Source organism: Streptomyces sp. DH12, assembly GCF_020873895.1.
Lineage (GTDB): Bacteria > Actinomycetota > Actinomycetes > Streptomycetales > Streptomycetaceae > Streptomyces.
Genome location: NZ_JAHWGT010000008.1, coordinates 161083 through 182901, shown reverse-complemented (window position 1 = coordinate 182901; position 21819 = coordinate 161083). Strand labels below are relative to the sequence as shown.

Annotated in this window: 13 protein-coding genes; 11 read left to right on the top strand and 2 right to left on the bottom strand. The window is 75.0% G+C overall.

Going from position 1 to position 21819, the window contains the following annotated elements:
- The first annotated feature begins 191 nt into the window (after positions 1-191).
- From LPA54_RS09895 to LPA54_RS09860, 8 genes are all read left to right on the top strand, one after another.
- Positions 192-1883, top strand: coding sequence for an extracellular solute-binding protein (locus LPA54_RS09895; protein WP_228975905.1), 1692 nt, complete (start codon positions 192-194; stop codon positions 1881-1883).
- A gap of 256 nt (positions 1884-2139) precedes the next feature.
- Positions 2140-3120 carry a sugar ABC transporter permease gene (locus LPA54_RS09890; protein ID WP_228975996.1) on the top strand — a complete coding sequence of 327 codons (981 nt, stop codon included), beginning with the start codon at positions 2140-2142 and terminating at the stop codon, positions 3118-3120.
- Complete coding sequence (locus tag LPA54_RS09885) at positions 3120-4034, top strand: carbohydrate ABC transporter permease (RefSeq protein ID WP_228975902.1); 915 nt, start codon at positions 3120-3122, stop codon at positions 4032-4034. Before LPA54_RS09890 ends, LPA54_RS09885 begins: the two co-directional genes overlap by 1 nt.
- A gap of 105 nt (positions 4035-4139) precedes the next feature.
- Entirely contained in the window at positions 4140-6320 is a 2181-nt protein-coding gene (locus LPA54_RS09880) for a sialidase family protein (RefSeq protein ID WP_228975901.1), read from the top strand.
- Positions 6320-8293, top strand: coding sequence for a beta-galactosidase (locus LPA54_RS09875; RefSeq protein ID WP_228975899.1), 1974 nt, complete (start codon positions 6320-6322; stop codon positions 8291-8293). Before LPA54_RS09880 ends, LPA54_RS09875 begins: the two co-directional genes overlap by 1 nt.
- Entirely contained in the window at positions 8290-10701 is a 2412-nt protein-coding gene (locus tag LPA54_RS09870; RefSeq protein WP_228975897.1) for a glycoside hydrolase N-terminal domain-containing protein, read from the top strand. The genes LPA54_RS09875 and LPA54_RS09870 overlap by 4 nt, the downstream gene beginning before the upstream one ends.
- A 44-nt stretch (positions 10702-10745) precedes the next feature.
- Entirely contained in the window at positions 10746-11492 is a 747-nt protein-coding gene (locus LPA54_RS09865; RefSeq protein WP_228975895.1) for a hypothetical protein, read from the top strand.
- 225 nt (positions 11493-11717) lie between these two features.
- Positions 11718-12467, top strand: coding sequence for a tyrosine-protein phosphatase (locus LPA54_RS09860; protein WP_228975893.1), 750 nt, complete (start codon positions 11718-11720; stop codon positions 12465-12467).
- A gap of 116 nt (positions 12468-12583) precedes the next feature.
- Here LPA54_RS09860 and LPA54_RS09855 read toward each other — a convergent pair whose 3' ends face one another.
- Both LPA54_RS09855 and LPA54_RS09850 read right to left on the bottom strand, forming a co-directional pair.
- Positions 12584-13609: a LacI family DNA-binding transcriptional regulator gene (locus tag LPA54_RS09855; protein WP_228975994.1), complete on the bottom strand. Its 1026-nt coding sequence runs from the start codon at positions 13607-13609 to the stop codon at positions 12584-12586.
- 249 nt (positions 13610-13858) lie between these two features.
- Positions 13859-16405 (bottom strand): alpha-L-arabinofuranosidase C-terminal domain-containing protein, encoded by a 2547-nt coding sequence (locus tag LPA54_RS09850; protein WP_228975891.1) that lies wholly within the window; start codon positions 16403-16405, stop codon positions 13859-13861.
- A gap of 338 nt (positions 16406-16743) precedes the next feature.
- On the opposite strand from LPA54_RS09850, the gene LPA54_RS42255 reads away from it, so the two are divergent.
- The 3 genes from LPA54_RS42255 (at position 16744) to LPA54_RS09835 (ending at position 21661) form a co-directional block, all read left to right on the top strand.
- Positions 16744-18312, top strand: a complete 1569-nt coding sequence (locus tag LPA54_RS42255) for a helix-turn-helix transcriptional regulator (protein WP_267486937.1) — start codon at positions 16744-16746, stop codon at positions 18310-18312.
- A gap of 227 nt (positions 18313-18539) precedes the next feature.
- Positions 18540-20639, top strand: a complete 2100-nt coding sequence (locus LPA54_RS09840; protein WP_228975889.1) for a SpoIIE family protein phosphatase — start codon at positions 18540-18542, stop codon at positions 20637-20639.
- Complete coding sequence (locus LPA54_RS09835) at positions 20639-21661, top strand: PHP domain-containing protein (RefSeq protein WP_228975991.1); 1023 nt, start codon at positions 20639-20641, stop codon at positions 21659-21661. Before LPA54_RS09840 ends, LPA54_RS09835 begins: the two co-directional genes overlap by 1 nt.
- The last annotated feature ends 158 nt before the right edge of the window (positions 21662-21819 follow it).

The window sequence follows — 21819 nt, the reverse complement described above, 5'->3', positions numbered from 1 at the left end:
ACCCTTGTGCGGCCGGATGGGTTCACTTAACCTCGCAGCAACATCGAAGCGCTTCGACTGAGGCGGCCGACTTTCGGCCGTGACGCGGCGGGCCGCTTCGGATCGGCCAGTTCCGCACGTCCCGTCTCAGACACCGCAGCCGACCGGCGGTCGCCGCCGGGTGTCCTGGCGCGCCACGAAGGGTTGACGCAATGACGCCGAACTCCCCCTCGACCCGCCCCTCCGGCCCCGGCCGCAGGGGCTTCCTCGCCTCGACGGCGGTCGCCGCCGCCGCGGTGGCGGGCGGGGTGCCCCTGCTCTCCGCGTGCGGGGGCGGCTCGCGGAGCGAGCGGAAGGACGGCGCCACCAGCGGGAAGGACGCCGAGAAGCTCCTGCCCACGTACGTGGCGCAGGACGTCGTGCGGCCGGACATCCCGGCGAGGAACGGCTCGGCCGCCGGCTTCACCAGCGCGCTCGCGGCCGCCCGGCTCAAGACCTCCGTCCCGGAGAAGCTCGGCAAGGGCGGCACGGTGCGGATCATGGCCCCGCTGTGGGGATCGCCTCCCCGGAGCGACAACGCCTACTACCAGGCGATGGACGCCGCCATCGGCGTGCGGACGCGGTGGCAGAACCAGGACGGCAACACCTACGACGAGAAGCTCGGCGCCGTACTGGCCTCCAGCGACATCCCGGACGTCGTCGTCGTGCCCGGCTGGAACCTCACCGGCAAGATCCCCAGCGCCGTCAACGCCAAGTTCGCCGACCTCGGCCCGTACCTGTCAGGCGACAAGGTCAAGGACTACCCGAACCTCGCCGCCGTGCCCACGGACGCCTGGCAGCGCTCCATCTTCGGCGGCGCCCTGCGCGGCATCCCGATGCCGGCCTCGTACGTCACCAACATCGCGCCGTACTACCGGCAGGACGTCTTCGAGGCGCGCGGCTACCAGGTGCCGAAGAGCGCCGACGAGTTCCTCGCCTGGGCGAAGGAGGCCACCAGCGCCAAGGCGAAGGTGTGGGCCTGCGACGACATGAAGTGGACGGCGTTCAACGTCTTCGGGGTCCTCCCGGGCAGCGACAAGGCGCTGTGGTGGAACCTCGTCGACGGCAGGCTCGTCAACCGGATCGAGACGGAGGAGTACCTGGAGGCCCTGGAGTGGGTGCGCAAGCTGTACGCGGCGAACGTCGTGCACCCCGACGCCCGCGCGCAGAACCAGGGCGACTCCGGCAACCGGTTCACCGCGGGACAGGTCCTCGTCTACAACAACGACCTCTCCCACTGGTACGTCAAGAGCATCGAGCAGGCCGTCCAGAACCCGAAGTTCCGGATGGGCGCGATGGACGTCTTCGGCCATGACGGGTCGGCGCCGAAGCTCTACGCCCAGCAGCCGGCGAACATCTTCACGTTCGTCAGCGCGAAGGCCCCCCAGGCGGTCGTCCGGGACTTCCTCGCCGTCGCCAACTTCTGCGCGGCGCCCTACGGGACGAAGGAGCGGCTCCTCACCGACTACGGCGTCGAGGGCACCCACCACACCCTGCGGGGCGGCATGCCGGTGAAGAACGACACCGGCCACCTCCAGGTGACGGGCGCGTTCGACCTGGTCGGCGACCCCGCCCCGTACAACGCCCACCCCGACCGCCCGGACCTGGTCAAGGCGCAGGTGGAGTGGCAGCAGCGGATGGGCGCCTTCACGACGAAGACCTCCTTCTACGGGCTGACGGTCACCGAGCCCGGCCGCTGGGCGAACCTGGCCGACGACTTCGAGCAGTTGGAGGACGACGTCGTGCGGGGCCGGAAGAAGATCGGCGACGTCCAGCAGGCGGTGTCGGAGTGGAAGAGCAAGGGCGGCGACAAGCTGCGCGACTGGTACCGGAAGCTCCTCGACGACACCGGTTCCGCGAGCTGATCCGCCCTCCGGCCCCGCCGTGGAGGTCCGACGGGCCGACAGACCGACACGCAAGGAGAGAACCGTGTCGCAGCACCGCGCGGTACCCGGCGCCGACCCCGTCCGGGACGGAGCCGCACCGGAAGGGGCGCCGTCCCGCGAGCCGGCCGCCCGCGACCCCGCCGCCGGAACCGTCCCGGCCGCCCGGGCGGCGGCCGCCGTCGCCCGGGCCGGCCCGCCGGCGGGCGGCCCCCGCGCCACCGGGATCGCCACCGGGATCGACACCGGCACGGCAGCCGGGAAGGCGGCCGGGGCCGGGGGCCGGGGGCGGAAGCTGCCCCTGCGGATCCGGTTCCGGCGCGACCGGACGCTCGTCCTGATGACCCTGCCGGCCCTGCTGCTGGTCGCCGTCTTCCACTACGTCCCCGTGCTCGGCAACGTCGTGGCGTTCCAGGACTACGACCCCTACCTCAGCGAGAACGGCTTCGCCGCCATGCTGGAGAGCCCGTGGATCGGGCTGGAGAACTTCGACCGCGTCTTCTCCGACTCGGCGTTCTGGCGGGCGGTGGAGAACACCCTGGTGCTCTTCCTCCTCCAGCTGGTGCTGTTCTTCCCGGTGCCGATCGTCCTGGCGCTGCTGATCAACAGCATCGTCCGGCCCCGGGTCCGGGCGGTCGCCCAGGCGATCGTGTACCTGCCCCACTTCTTCTCGTGGGTGCTGGTCATCACCGTCTTCCAGCAGATCTTCGGCGGCGCGGGCATCATCGCGCAGACGCTGCGGCAGTACGGCGTCGAGGGGTTCGACCTGATGACCGACCCGGGGATCTTCAAGTTCCTGGTGACGTCCGAAGGCATCTGGAAGGACGCCGGCTGGGGGGTCATCGTCTTCCTCGCCGCGCTCTCCGCCGTCAGCCAGGACCTGTACGAGGCGGCCGCCATGGACGGCGCCGGACGGTGGCGCCGCATGTGGCACGTGACGCTGCCGGCGCTGCGTCCGGTGATCGCCCTGCTGCTGGTGCTGCGCGTCGGCGACGCGCTCACCGTGGGCTTCGAGCAACTGCTGCTGCAGCGGGACGCGGTGGGGCCGGACGCCGCCGAGGTGCTGGACACGTACGTGTGGTGGAACGGCATCCGCAACCAGGACTTCGGCTACGCGGCCGCCGCGGGCCTGGTCAAGGGCGTCGTCGGACTGGGTCTCGTCCTCACGGCCAACAAGATCGCCCACCTGATGGGCGAGCAGGGGGTGTACCGGAAGTGATGCCGGCACTGCGCAGGGGGTGGGCGGCGACGCCCCGCCCCGTGTGGGAGGAGGAGCCCCGCAAGGCGGGACTCGCGGCCAAGGGGATCGTGCTGGCCGGGGCGTGCCTCGCGGTCCTCTTCCCGCTGTGGATCGTCGTCGTCACGAGCCTGTCGTCCCACCGGACGATCACCGAGGCCGGCGGTCTCGTCGTCGTCCCGAGGGACGTCACGTTCATCGCGTACCAGGAGCTGCTGAGCGGCGGTCAGGTGCAGCGGGCGGCGCTGGTGAGCGTGGGCGTCACCGTCGTCGGCACCCTGTTCAGCATGGCCGTGTCGGTGCTGTGCGCCTTCGGGCTGTCGCGGTCGGGGTCGCTGGGCCACCGCTGGATCCTGATGGCACTGCTGGCGACGATGTTCTTCGGCGCCGGACTGATCCCGACGTACCTGCTGGTCCAGGCCCTGGGGCTGACCGACACGTACGCGGCGCTGATCCTGCCGAGTGCGGTGAGCGTCTTCAACATCCTGGTGCTGCGGGCGTTCTTCATGAACATCTCGCAGGAGCTGATCGACAGCGCGCGCATCGACGGGGCGGGCGACCTGCGGATCCTCTGGCAGATCGTCATGCCGCTGTCGCGGGCGGTCATCGCGGTGATCGCGCTGTTCTACGCAGTCGGGTACTGGAGCGCGTGGTTCAACGCCTCCATCTACCTGACCGACCAGGACATGATGCCGCTCCAGAACGTCATGATCCAGATCGTGCAGAAGCAGGAGCCGCCGACCGGCCTGGCCCAGATGATCAGGACCAACCAGCTGTCGCCGCTCTCCGTGCAGATGGCCGTCATGGTGCTGGCGCTCCTGCCGGTCGCCGTCGCGTCGCCGTTCGTCCAGAAGCACTTCAAGAAGGGCATGCTCACCGGCGCGGTCAAGGGCTGAGCCGGGCCGCCCCCGCCCCCGCCGGCCCCGCCCACCCTGCCGGCGGACGTGCCCCCGCCGGGCCGCCTTCACCACCCCACCACCCCCCAGAGATCGAGGCGTGTCATGTGTCCCTCCCCGCTCAGCCGGCGGTCCGTCCTCGCCGGCGGGGCCGCCACCGCGGCGCTCGCCGCCGTGTCCGCCCCCGCCCACGCCGTCCCGGCCGCACCCGGCGCCGTCCCGTACCGCTGGCGGACCGCGGTGATCGGCGGTACCGGCTTCGTCACGGGCGTGCTCTTCCACCCGCGGGTGCGCGGCCTGGCCTACGCGCGTACGGACATCGGCGGCGCCTACCGGTGGGACGACCGCACCGCCCGGTGGACGCCGCTCACCGACCACCTGGGCTGGGACGACTGGAACCTGCTGGGCGTCGAGGCGATGGCCGTCGACCCCGCCCACCCCGACCGGCTGTACCTGGCGCTGGGCACGTACGCCCAGCCGTGGGCCGGCAACGGCGCGGTGCTGCGCTCCGAGGACCGGGGCGCCACCTGGGCCAGGACCGACCTGGACGTGAAGCTCGGCGCCAACGAGGACGGGCGGGGCACCGGCGAGCGGCTGCTGGTCGACCCGCGCGACCCGGCCACGCTGTGGCTGGGCACCCGCCACGACGGCCTGCTGGTCTCCCGCGACCGGGGCGCCACCTGGGCGGCGGCGCCCTTCCCGGCGGCCCCGTCCCCGACGGGGCAGGGCGTCACGCTGCTGGTCGCGGCGGACCGTACGGTGTACGCCGGCTGGGGCGACGGCGACGGCGCCCTCTACCGCACGACGGCCGGCGGCGGCTGGGAGGCGGTGCCGGGCCGGCCGGGCGGCCGCTCCGCCCGGGTGCCGGTCCGCGCCGCGTACGACGCGGGGGCCCGCGCCCTGTACGTCACGTACGCGGACGCCCCGGGCCCCAACGGCCAGACGGACGGGTCCGTGCACCGGCTCGACACGGCGACCGGCGCCTGGACCGACGTGACGCCGGCGCGGCCCGGCCCCGGGGACACGTTCGGGTACGGCGGCGCGGCCACCGACCCGCGCCGCCCCGGCACGGTCGTCGTCTCCACCAACAACCGCTGGGGGCAGGTCGACACGCTGTTCCGCTCCACCGACGGCGGCGCGAGCTGGACGTCGCTCGAGGACTCCGCCGTCCTCGACGTGACCGAGACGCCGTTCCTGGAGTGGGGCGGCCAGGGGCCCAAGTTCGGCTGGTGGATCCAGGCGCTGGCGCTCGACCCCTTCGACTCCCGGCACATCGTGTTCGGGACGGGCGCCACCCTGTACGGCACCCGGGACCTGCGCCGGTGGGCGCCGGAGATCCGCGGCCTGGAGGAGAGCTCCGTGCGCCAGCTGGTGTCGCCGCCGAACGGGCGGGCGCACCTGCTGAGCGGGCTGGGCGACGTCGGCGTGATGTACCACGAGCGGCTGACGGCCTCCCCGTCGCGGGGCATGGCCTCGAACCCGGTCTTCGGCACCGCGACCGGCCTGTCCCTGGCCCCGCTGCGGCCCGGGTACGTGGTGCGGGCGGGCTGGGGCGACGGCGGGAACGGCGCGTACTCCACGGACGGGGGCCGCACGTGGGCGCCGTTCGCCGCCCAGCCGGCCATCGCCGCCACCGCGCCCGGCCCCATCGCGGCCGGCGCCGACGGCCGGGTCCTGCTGTGGTCGTTCACCCACTGGGACGGCACCCGCCACCCCACCCACCGCTCCACCGACGGCGGCGCCCGCTGGACCGAGGTGCCCACCTTCCCGAAGGGCGCCGTCCCGGTGGCGGACCCGGCCGACCCGCGCCGCTTCTACGCCTACGACACCACCGCGGGCACCGTGTGGGTCAGCACGGACGGCGGGGCCACCTTCACGGCGGGCGCGACCGGGCTGCCCGCCGGGGACGTCCAGTACCGGATCGCCGCCGCGCCGGGGCGCCGGGGCGACCTGTGGCTCTCCGCCAAGGAGCACGGCCTGTACCGCTCCGCGGACGGCGGGCGCGCCTTCACCCGCCTGGACGGCTGCCGGGCTTCGTACGCGCTCGGCTTCGGCAAGGCGGCGCCCCGCGGCGGCGGCTACCCGGCCGTCTTCCAGACGGGCACGGTCGGCGACGTCACCGGCGTGTACCGGTCGGACGACGCCGGGCGCGGCTGGACGCGGATCAACGACGACGCGCACCAGTGGGGGTGGACCGGCGAGGTGGTCACCGGTGACCCTCGGATCCACGGCCGGGTCTACCTCGGCACGAACGGCCGCGGCGTCCAGTACGGGGACCCCGTCTGATGCCCGCGCTCGGCGACGCCACCCGGGGGCGGATCCTCTTCGGCGGCGACTACAACCCGGAGCAGTGGCCCGAGGAGACCTGGGCCGACGACGTCCGGCTGATGCGGGACGCCGGCGTCAACTCGGTGACGGTCGGCGTCTTCTCCTGGGCCCGGATCGAACCCCGTCCCGGGGTGCGCGACTTCGGCTGGCTCGACCGGCTCACGGAGCTGCTGCACGGCCACGGCGTCGGCGTGGTGCTGGCCACGCCGACCGCCTCGCCCCCGCCGTGGATGGGCGTGCGGCACCCCGACACGCTGCCGCGCGACGAGGACGGGCGGACCGTGTGGTGGGGCTCCCGCCAGCACTTCTGCCCCAGCTCCCGCACCTACCGGGGCTACGCGGCCGCGCTCACCGAGGACCTGGCGGCGCGCTACGGCGACCACCCGGCGCTCACCCTGTGGCACGTCAACAACGAGTACTGCACGTTCTGCTGGTGCGACGGCACGGCACGCCACTTCCGCCGCTGGCTCGCCGCCCGGTACGGCACCGTCGACGCGCTGAACGAGGCGTGGGGCACGGCGTTCTGGTCGCAGCGGTACGTCACCTGGGACGAGGTGATCCCGCCGCGCCGCGCCCAGTACCTGCGCAACCCGGCGCACCTGCTGGACTTCCGCCGCTTCACGTCGGACGCGCTGCTGGAGTGCTACACGGCGGAGCGCGACATCGTCGCCCGCCACTCCCCGCGCGTCCCGGTCACGACGAACTTCATGCCGTTCTGGACGGGCCAGGACGCCTGGCGGTGGGCCGCCGAGGAGGACGCCGTCTCGGTGGACGTCTACCCGGACCCGAAGGACCCGCTCGGCGGCCAGTACAACGCGATGATCGGCGACATGACCCGCTCCCAGGCGCGCGGCCCGTGGATGGTGATGGAGCAGGCGGCGGGGCCGGTCAACTGGCGGGGCGTCAACCACCCGAAGCCGGCCGGACTGAACCGGCTGCTGTCCCTGCAGTCCGTGGCGCGCGGCGCGGACGCCGTCTGCTACTTCCAGTGGCGGCAGTCCCGGCAGGGGGCGGAGAAGTTCCACTCGGGGATGGTGTCCCATGCCGGCGAGCACGGCCGCACCTTCCGGGAGGTCAGGCGGATCGGCGCCGAGCTGGCCGCCCTCGGACCGCGGGTCGCGGGCACGCACGTCGCGTCGGACGTCGCGGTGCTCCACGACTGGCACGCCTGGTGGGCCGCCGAGCAGGAGGGCCGGCCCTCCCGGGAGGTCGCGTACCCGGAGGTGGTGCGGGCCTGGCACCGGGCACTGTGGGAGGGCGGGCTCACCGCGGACTTCGCCCACCCCGAGCACGACCTGGCCGGCTACCGCGTGGTCGTCGTGCCCCAGCTGTACCTGCTGACCGACGCCGCCGTCGACAACCTCGTCGCGTACGCGGCCGGGGGCGGCACCCTGGTGTGCGGGTTCCTCACCGGGGTCGCCGACGAGGACGACCGGGTCCGGCCGGGCGGCATGGACGAGCGGCTGCGCGCCCTGTTCGGGATCCGCACCCTGCACGAGTGGTGGCCGCTGGACCGCGACGAGACCGTCGCGTGCGACGGGTTCACGGGCGGCCTGTGGTCGGAGGAACTGGAGGCGCCGGACGCCGAGGTGGTGGCCGCGTACCGGGGCGGGGAGCTGGCGGGCTGGCCGGCCGTGCTGCGCCGGGGCCGCGCCTGGTACGTGTCGACCCTCCCCGAGCCCGGGGCCCTGCGCGACCTGCTGGCCCGGATCGCCCACGGCGCCGGGGTGCGGCCGGCCCTCGACGGGCTGCCCGCGGGCGTGGAGGCGGTGCGCCGCGGCGACCTGCTGTTCGTCCTCAACCACGGGCGGACGCCGGTGGAGGTGCCGGTGCCCGGGGAGTACCGGGAGCTGCTGGCGGGGGTGCCCGTCGCCGGGACGCTGGCGCTGGAGCGGTACGGCGTGGCGGTGCTCCGCGAGGCGGACTCGTGACCGGCGGGGCCGGACACGGATCAGGCGGCGGGCTCGTGACGGGCGGCGGGCCGGTGCACGGCACGTGGGAGGCGGAGCCGGCGGCGCGGTGGGAGGACGCGTTCCTCAGCGGCAACGGCCGGCACGGTGCCCTGGTGTTCGGCGATCCGGCCGACGACCGGCTCGTCGTCACGCACCACGCGCTCGTCGAGCCCGTGCCGGAGGCCGACACGCTGCCGCCCCGGCTGGCGTCGGGGCTGGAGCGGTTGCGCGACCGGCTGCTGGCCGGGGACACCGCGGCCGGGGAGGCGTTCACCGACGGGCGCGGGCTGCGCTGGGTGGGGGCCTTCCACCCGGCGTTCGCGGTACGTCTGCGCCGCATCGCGTCCGGCGGGTCGGAAGCGGCCGGTGGGACGCGAGCCCGTGGGACAGCGGCCGGTGGGACGGGGGTCGGTGGCCTGCCGGCGGGCTACCGGCGGGAGGTGGACTTCGCGACCGGCGTCGTCCGGGCGGAGTGGGCCGGATGTGCGAGCCGGGCGTTCGTCTCGCGCGCCGACGACGTGATCGTCCAGTACGTCACCGGCGCCCCGCTCGACGCGCGGATCACCCTCGACCCCCGTCTCCCGAACGCGCCGGCCGGGCTGGCCGTCGACCGGAAGGCCCTCCCGGCGCCGGACGGCGCGCTCCTCGCCCTGCGGGCCCGGTACCCCGGCGGCCAGGTGTCCTTCACCGGCGTCACGCTCGTCGCCGCGGCCGGCGGGGCGACCGCGGCCGAGGGCGACGGCGTGCGTCTGACCGGCGCCCGGGAGGTGCTGCTGCTCACGCGGGTGCGCCGGCACACCGGGGACGCCGACGTCCCCGGAGAGGCGGCCGCGCTGCGCGCCCTGCTCACCGCGGCCGACTCCCGGGCGGACGACTCCCCTGCGGACGGCACCCCGGACGGCACCCCGGCGGGCGACGGCCCGACGGCGGCGCAGGGCTTCCCGCCGGACCGCTCCCCGGGGGCCGCGTACCGGCGCCTGCTCGCCCGGCACGAGCGCGCACACCGCACCGCCTACGAGCGCGTCGCCCTGGACCTCGGGGCGCTCCCGGACGAACGGGCGCTCCCGGGCAGCGCCCTGCTCCGCCGGCCGGGGAGCACGGCCCTGCCGGAACGGCTCTTCGCGGCCGGGCGGTACCACCTGCTGTCGTCCAGCGGGATGCTGCCGCCGCGCCTGGTCGGGCTGTGGACCGGCGACTGGGACACGGCCTGGTCGGGCGCGTTCACCACCAACGCCAACCTGAACCTCCAGACGTCCTGTGCCGCGGCCGCCGCGCTGCCGGAGGTGACGGACGCCCACGCGGCTCTGGTGTACGGGCAGTTGCCCGACTGGCGCGACAACGCCCGCGAGGTGTTCGGGACGCGTGGGGTCGTCGCGCCGTCCCACACGGACGGCACGTCGGGGCACGCGTACCACTTCCAGCGGGAGTACCCGCTGCACCTGTGGACGGCCGGCGCGGACTGGCTGCTGGTGCCGCTCGTCGAGCACGCCGAGACCACCGGGGCCGTCGACCCGCGACTGGTGGCGGCCCTCGCCGAGGTGGCCCGGTTCTACGAGGACTTCCTCACCCGGACCGGCCCCGACGGCAGGATCGTCGTCGTGCCGTCGTACTCGCCGGAGAACCGCCCCGCCGACGCGGGCTGGGTCACCGTCAACGCCACGATGGACATCGCCGCCGCGCGGCACGCGCTGACGACCGCCGCCGCCCACCTCCCCGGTGACGCCGACCGGTTGCGGGCCCTGGCCGCGCGCCTGCCCGACTACCGCGTCAACGACGACGGGGCCCTCGCCGAGTGGGCGTGGCCCGGGCTCACCGACCGCTACGACCACCGCCACCTCAGCCATCTCTACCCGGTCTGGCCGCTGCACGAGATCAACCCGTACGACACCCCCGCGCTGGCCCGGGCCGCGCACCGGGCACTGGAGCTGCGGGGCGCGGAGAACGACTCCGCCCACGGCCACCTCCACCACGCCCTGGTCGCCGCCCGGCTGCGGGACGGCGACCGGGCGGCGGCCGCGCTGGACCGGGTGCTGCGCGGCGACTTCTTCCACCCGTCGCTGATGAGCGCCCACTACCCGGGCCGCGACGTGTACAACGCCGACGCCGCGCACGCCCTGCCCGCCCTGCTCCTGGAGCTGCTGGTGCAGTCGACGCCGGAGCGCCTCGTGCTGCTGCCGGCGCTGCCCCGGGGGTGGACGCGGGGCGCGCTGCGCGGCGTGCGCACACGGTGCGGGGCCCGCGTGGACCTGCGGTGGCAGGACGGCACCTGCACCGCCTCGATCCGCCCGTCCCGGACGGTACGGATCGACCTCCGCACCCCCGCAGGCGGACAGCTGCTGGAGCTGACCGCCGGCGAGGACCGGTCGCTCACACTGGGCACCGGCTGACCCACCCCCCATCCCCCGCCCCCCACCCATGGGAAGGACTCACCATGGCACGACGCATCCCCCGTCCCCCGCTCGCCCGCCGCCGGATCCGCAGGGCGCTCATCGCGCCGGTGCTGGCGTTCGGCGTCACGCTCGGCCTCACGGCCGCCCCGGCGCAGGCCGCCGCCTGGCACAGCTGCGAGCAGTGGGGCAACACCTCGCTGGGCGGCTACACGCTGTACAACAACATCTGGGGCAAGGGCGCCGGCGCCCAGTGCACCTGGGCCGACTCGGCGGCGAGCTGGGGGGTCTGGGCCGACCACCCCGGCACGGGCGGCATCAAGTCGTACCCGAACGCCAAGAAGCGGGTGGACCGGAAGATCAGCGGGCTGTCCTCCCTCACGAGCGACTACCGGGTCACGGTCCCGTCGGCGGGCGCGTACAACACCGCCTACGACATCTGGGACACGGATCACGACTACGAGGTCATGCTCTGGGTCAACCACCACGGCCCGGTCGGCCCGCTGGGCAGCCCGCAGGGCTCCGCGACGCTCGGCGGGCACAGCTGGAACGTGTACAAGGGCCGCGTGACCAACCCGGACGGCTCGTACCACGAGGTGTTCTCGTTCGTGCGGACGTCCGACTCGACCGCCGGCACCGTCGACATCCTGCCCGTCCTGCGGTGGATCAAGGACGTGAAGGGCTGGTGGGGCGACGAGGCCATCGGCGACGTGCAGTTCGGCTTCGAGATCACCTCCTCGCCCGGAGGCCTGGAGTTCTTCACGAGGAACCTGACGGTCTCCGCGCGCTAGGCCCTGTCCGGAGAGTCCCGCCTGGGCCACGGCGCTGCTTTCCGGACAGGACCCAGGGGGCGTCTCGTCGATCAGGCCGGATCGGCGGGACACCCCCGGGGAGAGCCGTCCCGGGGTCGCGCCGCGCGCCCGGTCCGCACCGCCGCCGCCGTGCGTCTTCGAGGGGGGACGCGCGGCGGCGGCCTGCCCGCCGGGTGCCCGTCCGGCGGGTGCCATCATCGGCGCATGGACAGACACCTGGCGTTCGAACGACTGCACAACTTCCGGGACTTGGGGGGGTACGCCACCGAGGACGGGCGTGTCCTGCGGTGGGAGCGGCTGTACCGGTCGGACTCGCTGGGCAAGCTGCGCGGGGGCGCCGACTGGGACCGGTTCCTCGGCCTCGGCGTCCGTACCGTCATCGACCTGCGCTACCCGTGGGAGATCGACGGCAGGGGGCGGGTGCCCGCGCACCCGTCGTTCGCGTACCACAACCTCAGCGTGGAGCACCGCCCCTACGACCAGTCGCAGTTGGCCGCGGACGTCCCGATCGGGCCGTACCTGGCCGAGCGCTACCTGGAGGTGGCCGAGGACGGGGTGCGCGAACTGCGCCGCGCCCTGGAGCTGGTCGCCGACGCGGGGAGCGGGCCGGTGGTCTTCCACTGCGCCTCCGGCAAGGACCGCACCGGTCTGCTGGCCGCGCTGGTGCTGGGGCTGCTGCGGGTGCCGGAGGACGTCGTCGTGGCGGACTTCGCGCTGACGGGCCTGGCCACGGAGCGGCTGGTCGCGGAGTGGCGGGCGAACCACCCGGGCCGGGAGCTCGTCTGGCCGGACTTCGGGCGCGCGCCCGGCGAGGTCATGCGCTTGTTCCTGGACGGCCTGGCGGAGCGGTACGGGTCGCCGGCCGGTTACGCGACCGAGCGCCTGGGCGTGGACGGCGCCCTGGTGGAAGCGCTGCGCCGGAACCTGCTGGAGCCGGCCGCCGCCGCCCGCTGAAGGCCGACCGGCGGGCCGGGACCGGGAGACGGACCCGGGGCGGGACGGCTCGGGGGCGGGGACCCAGGCGCGGGGGCGCAGGGGCGGAAGGCCGGGGGTGGCTCAGGGGCGGGAGGTCAGGGGCGGGGGGCGGGGACGAGCGGGCGGGGGCCCGTGCTCTCCCGGACGGTCAGCTCGGGCGCGAGCAGGACCAGCGCGTCGGTGCCCCGCCCCTCCAGCTTCGCGACGACCTGCTCGACCGCGTGCCGGCCCATCCGCTGGGCCGGCACGGCCACGGAGGTGAGGGGTACGGAGGCGTGCGCGGCGACCTGCTCGGGGCAGATCGCCACCACCGAGACGTCCTCGGGGACCGCGCGGCCCTGCTGGCGCAGAAGGGCCAGGAGCGGATCGGTCGCGGCCTCGTTCTGCACGACGAAGGCGGTGGTGCCGGGGCGCTCGTCGTAGACGCGGGCGAGGGTGGCGGCGACGGCCGCGTAACTGCCCTCGCAGGGCCGGTGCAGGAGCCGCACTCCGAGTGCGGCGCTGCGCTCCCGCAGTCCGTTCAGGGTGCGTTCGGCGAAGCCCGTGTGGCGCTCGTAGACGGCGGCGGCCTCGCCGATGACGGCGATCTCCCGGTGGCCGAGCCCGGCGAGGTGGTCGGCGCAGAGCGCGCCCGCGGCCTCGAAGTCGAGGTCGACGCAGCTGAGGCCGGCGGGGTCGGCCGGCAGGCCGATGAGCACCCCGGGGCGGGTCGCCCCGCGGAGCAGGGGCAGGCGGTCGTCGTCCAGCTCGACGTCCATGAGGATCATGGCGTCGGCGAGCGCGCTGCCCTCGATGCGGCGCACCGCGGCGGGCCCCTCCTCGCCGGTCAGCAGCAGCACGTCGTACCCGTGGGCGCGGGCCGTGGTGGCGACGGCGATGGCGATCTCCATCATCACCGGGACGTACATGTCCGTCCGCAGCGGGATCATCAGCGCGATGATGTTGGACCGGCTGCTGGCGAGGGCGCGGGCGCCGGCGTTGGGGTGGTAGCCGAGCTGCGCGATGCTGCGCTCGACACGGGCCCGGGTGGAGGCGGAGATGGACCGCTTGCCGCTCAGGACGTAGCTCACCGTGCTGGCGGAGACTCCGGCGTGCTGAGCGACATCGGCGAGGGTGACCATCGGCTCTCCCGGACGGTAGGGCACAGGCGAAGTGAAGCGCTTCGACTGATTGTCCACTGACATTAGAGGCGCCACCGACCTCTGTCCAGGGTGGCCGTCGAAGCGCTTCGACAGATTCTGCCACGGCCTTGCCCGGGCGGGGGTGGGGGGGGGGAGTACACGGGGACCCCCGGGGCCCAGGGTAGTGAAGGCTCCGGACTCCCGGGTCCGGCCGGCCGCGCGCCGCGGCCGGCCGGGTCCCCGGCCCCGCTACCGGGTGGCGATCCGCAGGAAGGTGACCGAGTGCGCCGGGAAGGTGTGCGTGAAGGTCCTCGCCACCCCCCGCACGGTCGAGGCGACCGGCCGGACCGGCTGGTCGTCGGCGGTGTTGACGGCGTCGGGCGCGGCGCTCAGCGTCGTCGCCCGGGCGGTCCCGGAGGCGGGCTCCGCGCCCAGGTCGATCCGGGTGCGGGCGGGGGCCGCCTGCGCGTTGACGACCTTGACCACGAGGTCGCCGGTGGCCTCGTCGCGGGTCACGACCTGGCGGAACGGCTCGGCGCGGTTCTCGTCGGTGAAGCCGCCCCACCGCTGCCCGTCGAGGTACAGCGTCACCTGGCGGCCGCGCACCTGGACGTGGAGGTCGTAGGTGCGCCCGGTCTCCACGGTGGTGGCGTCCTCCACGAGCGTCTCCTTGGCGCCGTCGACCGCCTTCTCCACGGCGGAACGGGTGTTGTTCCAGCCGCCGAGGTTCCACCAGTGCAGGTTGCCGGTGTCCCGCACGCCGAAGGCGACGAGGAAGCCCTCGCTGCCGGCCTTCTTGGTGGCCTTGACCCGCAGGTCGTAGTCGTGCCACGCGGGGTCGCCGGCGGTGACGAGGGTGTCCTGGGCGGTCTCGTCGGACTGGACGAGGGCCCCGTCGCTGACGGTCCACGTGCCGCGTCCCGCCGCCCGGGTCCACCGGCCGTCGCCGGCGGAGAAGTCGTCGGCGAGGAGGGTGGTGCCGTCCGCCGCCGTGACGCGCACGTCGTCGTAGGCGGCGCTGGTCGCCCAGGTGGACAGCCCCACGGCCCCGGTGATCGGGGCGGCGGACTGCGGCGTGCCGGTGGCCTCGCTGGGGACGACCCGGTCGCCGGTGTTGTTCATGAACAGCTTCTGGACCTCGTAGCTGGTGGAGCCCCAGGAGCGGGTGGAGTCGAACCAGATCATGTCGGGCCGCCACTGGTTCTCGCGCACGTCCGCGAGGAGCGGGGCGTAGGAGGCCATCTTGACGACGTCGGCGTTGCGTTCCAGGCCGGTCATGAAGGCGGCCTCGGCGAGGGCGTTGGAGAAGCGGTCGCCGCGGGAGGCGTACTCGCCGAGGAAGACGTCGGGGCCGCCGCGGTCGTAGGCGTCGTACCGCTCGTTGTTCTCCAGGAACCACTGCGGGCTGTTGTAGTAGTGCTCGTCGACCATGGCGACGCCCGCGTCGCGGTTGAGGCGCCACAGGCGGTCGAAGGTGGCGCCGGAGTCGTCGGGTCCGGAGTTGCCGACGACGGTGACGTCCGGGTACCTGGCCTCGATGGCGGCGCGGAACTGCTGGAAGCGCTCGAAGTAGGCGTCCGGCAGGTTCTCCTCGTTGCCGACCGCGAGGTGGGTGAGGCCGAACGGCCTGGGGTGGCCCATCTCGGCGCGCTTGCGGCCCCAGGTGCTCGTCACGGGGCCGTTGGCGAACTCGATGAGGTCGAGCGTGTCCTGGATGTGGCGCCGCAGGAGGGCCGGGTCGTCCGTGACGCGGTTCTGGCCGCAGCCGGTGACGAGGGCGGGCACGACGGGCAGGGGTGTGGCGCCGATGTCCTCGGCGAACTGGAAGTACTCGTAGTAGCCGAGGCCGTAGCTCTGGTGGTAGCCCCAGAAGTTGGCGTTGACGGCCCGCTGCTCGACCGGGCCGATGGTGTCCTTCCACTGGTAGGAGCGGGCGCGCTCCCAGTTCGGGGCCTCGTACGCCTGGTGGGAGCCGGTGTTGACCAGGCAGCCGCCGGGGAAGCGGAGGAAGCCGGGCCGCAGCGCGGCGATCTTCTCGGCGAGGTCCTGGCGCAGGCCCCCGGGCCGGCCCTTGAAGGTGTCGCGCGGGAAGAGGGACACCATGTCGAGGCGCAGCACCCCGGCGCCCTGGGCAGTGACGGCGAGGTGCGCGCCCGGTGTGGTGGCGCCGGCGGTGAGGGTGCCGGTGTACTTCGTCCAGCGGTCACCGCGCACGGTGAGGGCGAGCGGCGCCGACAGGGGCGCGCCGGCCGCGTCCTGGAGCCGCGCCGTGAGGCGGGTGCCGCGGCGCTGGTCGGTCCTGGCCCAGACGGAGAAGTCGTAGCGCGCCCCGGCGCGCAGGGCGACGCCCGCGCCGTGGCCGGCGTTGACGAGGCCGTAACCGGCGCCGGGCGCCCCGCCGCCCGACAGGTCCAGGCGGGCGTGGGCGCGGTTGCGCTCGTTGAGGCGGTGCGCGTCGTCGACGACGCGCACGGTGCCCGTGGCGCCGCCGTGCGCGGTCTCCCGCCAGGCCGTCAGCGGAGTGTAGGAGCGGTTGTCGGCGGCCGAGAACTCGAAGGAGCGGTTGCGCACGAGTTCGGCGTAGAGCCCGCCGTCGGCCGCGTTGTTGATGTCCTCGAAGAAGACTCCGTACATGGTGGGGTCGATCGCGGGGCCGGCGCGGTCGGGGTGGACGGTGAGCGTGTGGTCGACCGGTTCGGCCGCCGGGGCCTCGTCCGCCCGGGTGGGGGCGGCCAGCAGGGTGCCGACCAGGGCGGCGGCCAGCGCGAGGACGAGCCTCGGCCGTATGGAGGTCATGTGTGGGTGCTCCTGGGATCTCATCTGTTCGATATATCGGACGTTGACCAGGACTTCGAACAGAAGATAGGCAGGGGGCGTGGACGCGTCAACGGTGCGGACCGGATCGGTGACGACCGCCCGCCCCCGCCCGTGAAGGCTGACGCCGCGTCACCAGCCGCGCCCCAAACGGGCGGTCGCGGGGGCCACCGGGCCGGCCGGGTCGCCGGCCGCGGCGCGCGGCGGCGACAATGACAGGCAACCGGAACGCCCGCACGCGGCGTCCGACCTCGGGGAACGTTCGTCCCCCGGGCGCCTTTCCGGCGACGGCCGAACCGAAGGGAACACACGGGGTGGGGATGGAGAGGGCAGGTCTGGCGGACCTCCTGCGGGAGCTGAAGGAGCGGTCCGGGCGGAGCTACGGCGCCCTCGCCAAGCAGATGCACATGAGCACGTCGACGCTCCACCGGTACTGCAACGGTGACGCGGTACCGACGGAGTTCGCGCCCGTCGAGAGGCTGGCGCGGCTGTGCGGGGCGGACCGCGCGGAGCTGCTGCGGCTGCACCGGGCCTGGATCGTGGCGGACGAGGCGCGGCGCCGGGCCAGGGCCGCCGCGCCGCCCGTCACCGGGGAGGAGGCCGCGCCGGGCGGAGGTCCCACCGCCGCGCCACCCGCCGCGCCGGCGGAAGGGGAGCCGGCCCCGCAAGCGGAATCCCCGGGCACGGGCCCGGAAACCGAAGCCGCGGCGGACACCGCACCGGTACCGGGGCCGAGGCCAGGGCCGGCGCCCACGTCTGCCTCTGCGTCTGCGCCCGCGTCCGCGTCTGCGCCGGACGCCGATGCCGCTCCGCGGCCCGCGCGGGAACACACGGCCCGCTCCGAGGACCCTCCGACCGGGCCCGGAGCGGAGGCGCGCCCCGGGCCGCGGCCCGAGGCGGACCCGCCGGAGCGGCGCCCCGGCCGGTCGGCGGGCCGCCGTCGGCGCGTACGGCTGCTGGCCGCCGCGGCGGGGACGGCGGTCCTCGCGGTGTCCGGGGCCGCCGTCGCGCTCACCCACCGCTCGCTGCCCACGTCCGACGCGGACGCGCCCGCCGTCGTGGAGAGCGCCGCCGCCTCCGCCACGCGCACGCGGCCCGGATCCGGCCCCACGACCGCCGCCCGGCCGCCCGCGGCCAGGCCCCCGTCCGCCGCCTCCCCGTCCGCCGGCGGCGCCCCGTCCGCCCGCCCCTCCCCCGGTGGGGCCTCCGGCCGCCCGACCGGGGGAGGCACCGCGCCCGGGGCCGCCGGTGCGCGGCCGGTGCCCGCCGTACCCCTGACGGCCGACGTCGACCCGTACGTCTGGGAGGACCCGTGCAGCCAGGTCTACGTCCTGGACCGGCCGCCGGCCCGGGTGCCTCCCCCGCCGTCCGAGCAGGACGCCCGCGGCTGGGTGACCCCGCTGGACGGCACACCGGGCGGGGAGATGGTGATCGAGGTGTCCCTCCAGGGAGTCGGCGACGAGACCGTCGTCCTCAGGGCGCTGCACGTGCGGACGGTGGAGACCTCGCAGCCGCTGCCCGGCAACGCCTACGTGATGGGCGTCGGCTGCGGCGGGGAGGCACGGCTGCAGGGCCACGACGTCAACCTGGACGCCGCCCGGCCGCGCCCCGTGCCGGTGGCCGGGTATCAGGGCGACCGCTTCCTGCCGGCGTCGGACTTCCCGTACACCGTCTCCCGCGACGACCCGCAGGTGCTGAGGATCACCGCGCACACCGGCGCCCGCCACGTGCGCTGGTACCTGGAGCTGGAGTGGAGCAGCGGCGGGCGCAGCGGCACGCTCCGGCTGGACGACCGGGGGCGGCCGTTCTCCACCAGCGCCGTGCGGGGGATGCCGACGTACCAGTTCCCGCCCGGGTCCGCCGGCTGGGGCCCCTTCGAGGCGGGCTGACCGAGCGCGCGGCCCGACCGACCGTGCCGCCCGACCGGCGGTGCGGGCGGCGGGGGGCCGGTGCGGGGCAGCCCCTGCGCGCCGGGGCGGGCGGTGGCGGTGCGGGGCGGCCCTCGCGCACCCGGGGCGGGCGGGGGCGGAACGCCGGGGGTGCCCGCCACCCGGTCGGCCCGACGCGCCCGCCGATGCCTTGGCGTTCGCCGCGGCCGGGCTCGACAATGAGGGGGATGACGGACAACCGGGCACTCGGCGCGGAGCGGCAGCACGGCGGCGAGATCCAGCCGACCGAGCGGCTCGCCATGAACCGCACCGGCAGCTTCGACTGGGACGTGGACGCGGGCACCATCGACGTGGACGACGCCGGGCTGCTGGTCTTCGGGCAGGCGCCCGAGACGTTCGACGCGCGGCCGGCGACCCTGGTGCGGCGGCTCGACCAGCCGGAGCGGGAGCGGCTGGACGGCGTGATCCGCGACGCGCTCACCAGCGGCCGGTCCTCGTACGCCGCGTACTTCCGGTTGGAACGCGACGACGGCTCCGAGCAGTGGACGCACGTCCAGGCGCGCATCCTGCGGGCCCGCGACGGCCGGGCGCACCGGATCGTGGGGATCGTCCGCGACGCGACGTCCGAGGTCACGCACTCGGAGTTCGTGATGGAGCTGGAGAAGCGCCGCAAGCGGCAGACCGACATGGTGGAGCGGTCGACGCGCGCCCTGTCGCGGGCGGTGACGGTGGACGACGTGACGGCCGCGCTCACCGGGCCGGGCGGGCTCGCGCGGCTGGGCGCCGACGGGTTGGCGCTGGGCCTGGTCGAGAACGGCTCGCTGAACATCATCGCGTTGAGCGGGGAGTCCCTCGACGTCCTGGACGACCTGCGGCTGCGCCGGCTGGAGGACGGCCTCCCGCTCCACGAGACCGTGCTGAGCGGCCGCCCGCTGTTCACGAGCGCCTTCCAGGAGCTGATCCAGGGGTATCCGCTGCTCGCCCCGCACGCCGGGCGGCTGCCGTTCCGGGCGGCGGCGTACCTTCCGCTGGTCGCGCAGGCGCGCACGCTGGGCGGCATGGCCCTGCTGTACCGGCGGCACACCACGTTCACCGCCGACGAGCGCAACCTCGCGCTGGGCCTCGCGGCGATCGTCGCCCAGTCGCTCCAGCGGGCCATCCTCTTCGACGAGGAGCGCGAGCTGGCCACGGGGCTCCAGGCGACGATGCTCCCGCGCCGCATCCCCGAGATCCGCGGCGGTGAGATCGCGGTGCGCTACCACTCCGCGTGGAGCGGCCGGCAGGTCGGCGGCGACTGGTACGACGTCGTCCCGCTGCCGAAGGGGCGCGTCGGGATCGTCGTCGGCGACGTGCAGGGGCACGACACGCACGCCGCGGCGATCATGGGTCAGCTCCGTATCGCGCTGCGGGCGTACGCCGGTGAGGGCCACGCGCCGTCGACGGTCCTCGCCCGCGCCTCCCGCTTCCTGGCCGAGCTGGACACCGAGCGCTTCGCGACCTGCGCGTACGCCCAGGTCGACCTGGGCAGCGGCACCGCCCGCGCGGTACGGGCGGGGCACCCGGGCCCGCTGATCCGGCACACCGACGGCCGGGTCGGGGTGCCGAAGCTCCAGGGCGGGCTGCCGCTCGGCATCGCGTCGGTCTTCGGGGACGAGGAGTACCCCGAGACGCGGCTCGACCTCGTGCCGGGCGAGACGCTGGTGCTGTTCACCGACGGACTCGTCGAGGAGCCGGGCACGGACATCGGGCAGGGCATGGAGGCGCTGGCCGAGGCGATCGGCGCGGGCCCGCCGGGAGCGGAGGCGCTCGCCGACCACCTGTCCCAGCGGTTCTGGGAGCGGTGGGGCGCGGGCGACGACGTGGCTCTGCTGGTGCTGCGGCGCAGCCCCGACCCGGGCACGACGCGGGCGCCGCGCATCCACCAGTACATCCACCAGGCCGACCCGGAGGGGCTCTCGGAGGCGCGGGCGGTGGTGCGGCGGGCGCTGCGCGACTGGGGGATGCGCGAGTACGCCGACGACGCCGAGCTGCTCACCGGCGAGCTGCTGGGCAACGTGCTGCTGCACACGGAGGGAGGCGCCGTGCTCACCCTGGAGGTGCTGCCGGAACCGGTGCGCCGGGTGCGGCTCGCGGTGCAGGACCGGTCGAGCGCCTGGCCCCGGCGGCGCACGCCCGGTGAGGCGGCGACGTCGGGGCGGGGCCTGCTGCTGCTCGACGCGCTGGCGGCGCGCTGGGGGGTGGAGCCGCGGGGCGAGGGCAAGGCCGTGTGGTGCGAGATCGGCCCCGCTCCCGGGCGGGACGGCATGGGTGTGAGGGGGGTGCCGTGATGGAGCCGGTGGAGGCCCTGGAGCGGATCGCCTTCCTGCTGGAGCGGTCGCTGGCCCCCTCGTACCGGGTGCGCGCCTTCCGCACGGCGGCGGCGGCACTGCGCGCGCTCGACGCGCGGGAAGTCGCCGAGCGGGCGCGGGCCGGGACGCTGGAGGCGCTGCGCGGCGTCGGCCCGAAGACGGCGCAGGTGGCGCGCGAGGCGCTGGACGGGCAGGTGCCGGCCTACCTGCGGCGGCTGGAGGAGGAGGCGGACCGGCCGGCGAGCGGAGCCGGCGCGCAGCTGCGGGCGCTGCTGCGGGGCGACTGCCATCTGCACTCGGACTGGTCGGACGGCGGCAGCCCCATCGAGGAGATGGGGCGCACGGCGGCGGAGCTGGGCCACGAGTGGGCGGTCCTGACCGACCACTCGCCCCGGCTGACCGTGGCGCGCGGCCTGTCGGCGGAGCGGCTGCGCGAGCAGCTGGACGTGGTGGCGGAGCTGAACGCGCGCTGGGCGCCGTTCCGGCTGCTGACGGGCATCGAGTGCGACATCCTGCCCGACGGGTCACTGGACCAGGACCCGGAGCTGCTCGACCGTCTGGACGTGGTGGTCGCGTCGGTCCACTCCAAGCTGCGGATGGACGCGCCGGCGATGACCCGGCGGATGGTGCGGGCCGTCTCCGACCCGCTGGTGGACGTGCTGGGGCACTGCACCGGACGGTTGGTGTCGGGGCGCGGGCGGCCCGAGTCGGAGTTCGACGCGGAGCGGGTCTTCGCGGCGTGCGCGCAGGCCGGTACCGCGGTGGAGGTCAACAGCCGCCCGGAGCGGCTCGACCCGCCGCGCCGCCTGCTGCGCCTCGCGGTGGCGTCGGGGGCGTACTTCGCGATCGACACGGACGCCCACGCGCCCGGCCAGCTGGACTGGCAGATCCTCGGGTGCGCGCGGGCCGAGGAGTGCGGCGTCCCGGCCGGACGGGTGGTCAACACCTGGTCGGCGGCGGAGCTCCTGGAGTGGACGCGGACCCGGACACCACCCGGGTGAGGCGCGGGGCCGGGGCGGGGGGCGGGAGCGCCGCGGGGGAGGCCGTATCACGGGGGACGTACCGAGAGGATCGGTTTTGCGTCCGGAAGGCCCTGGCAGTGACCTTGCGGTATCCGCACGATGCCCGGCAGGACACGCTGCCCGTGCCCTGCTCTGCC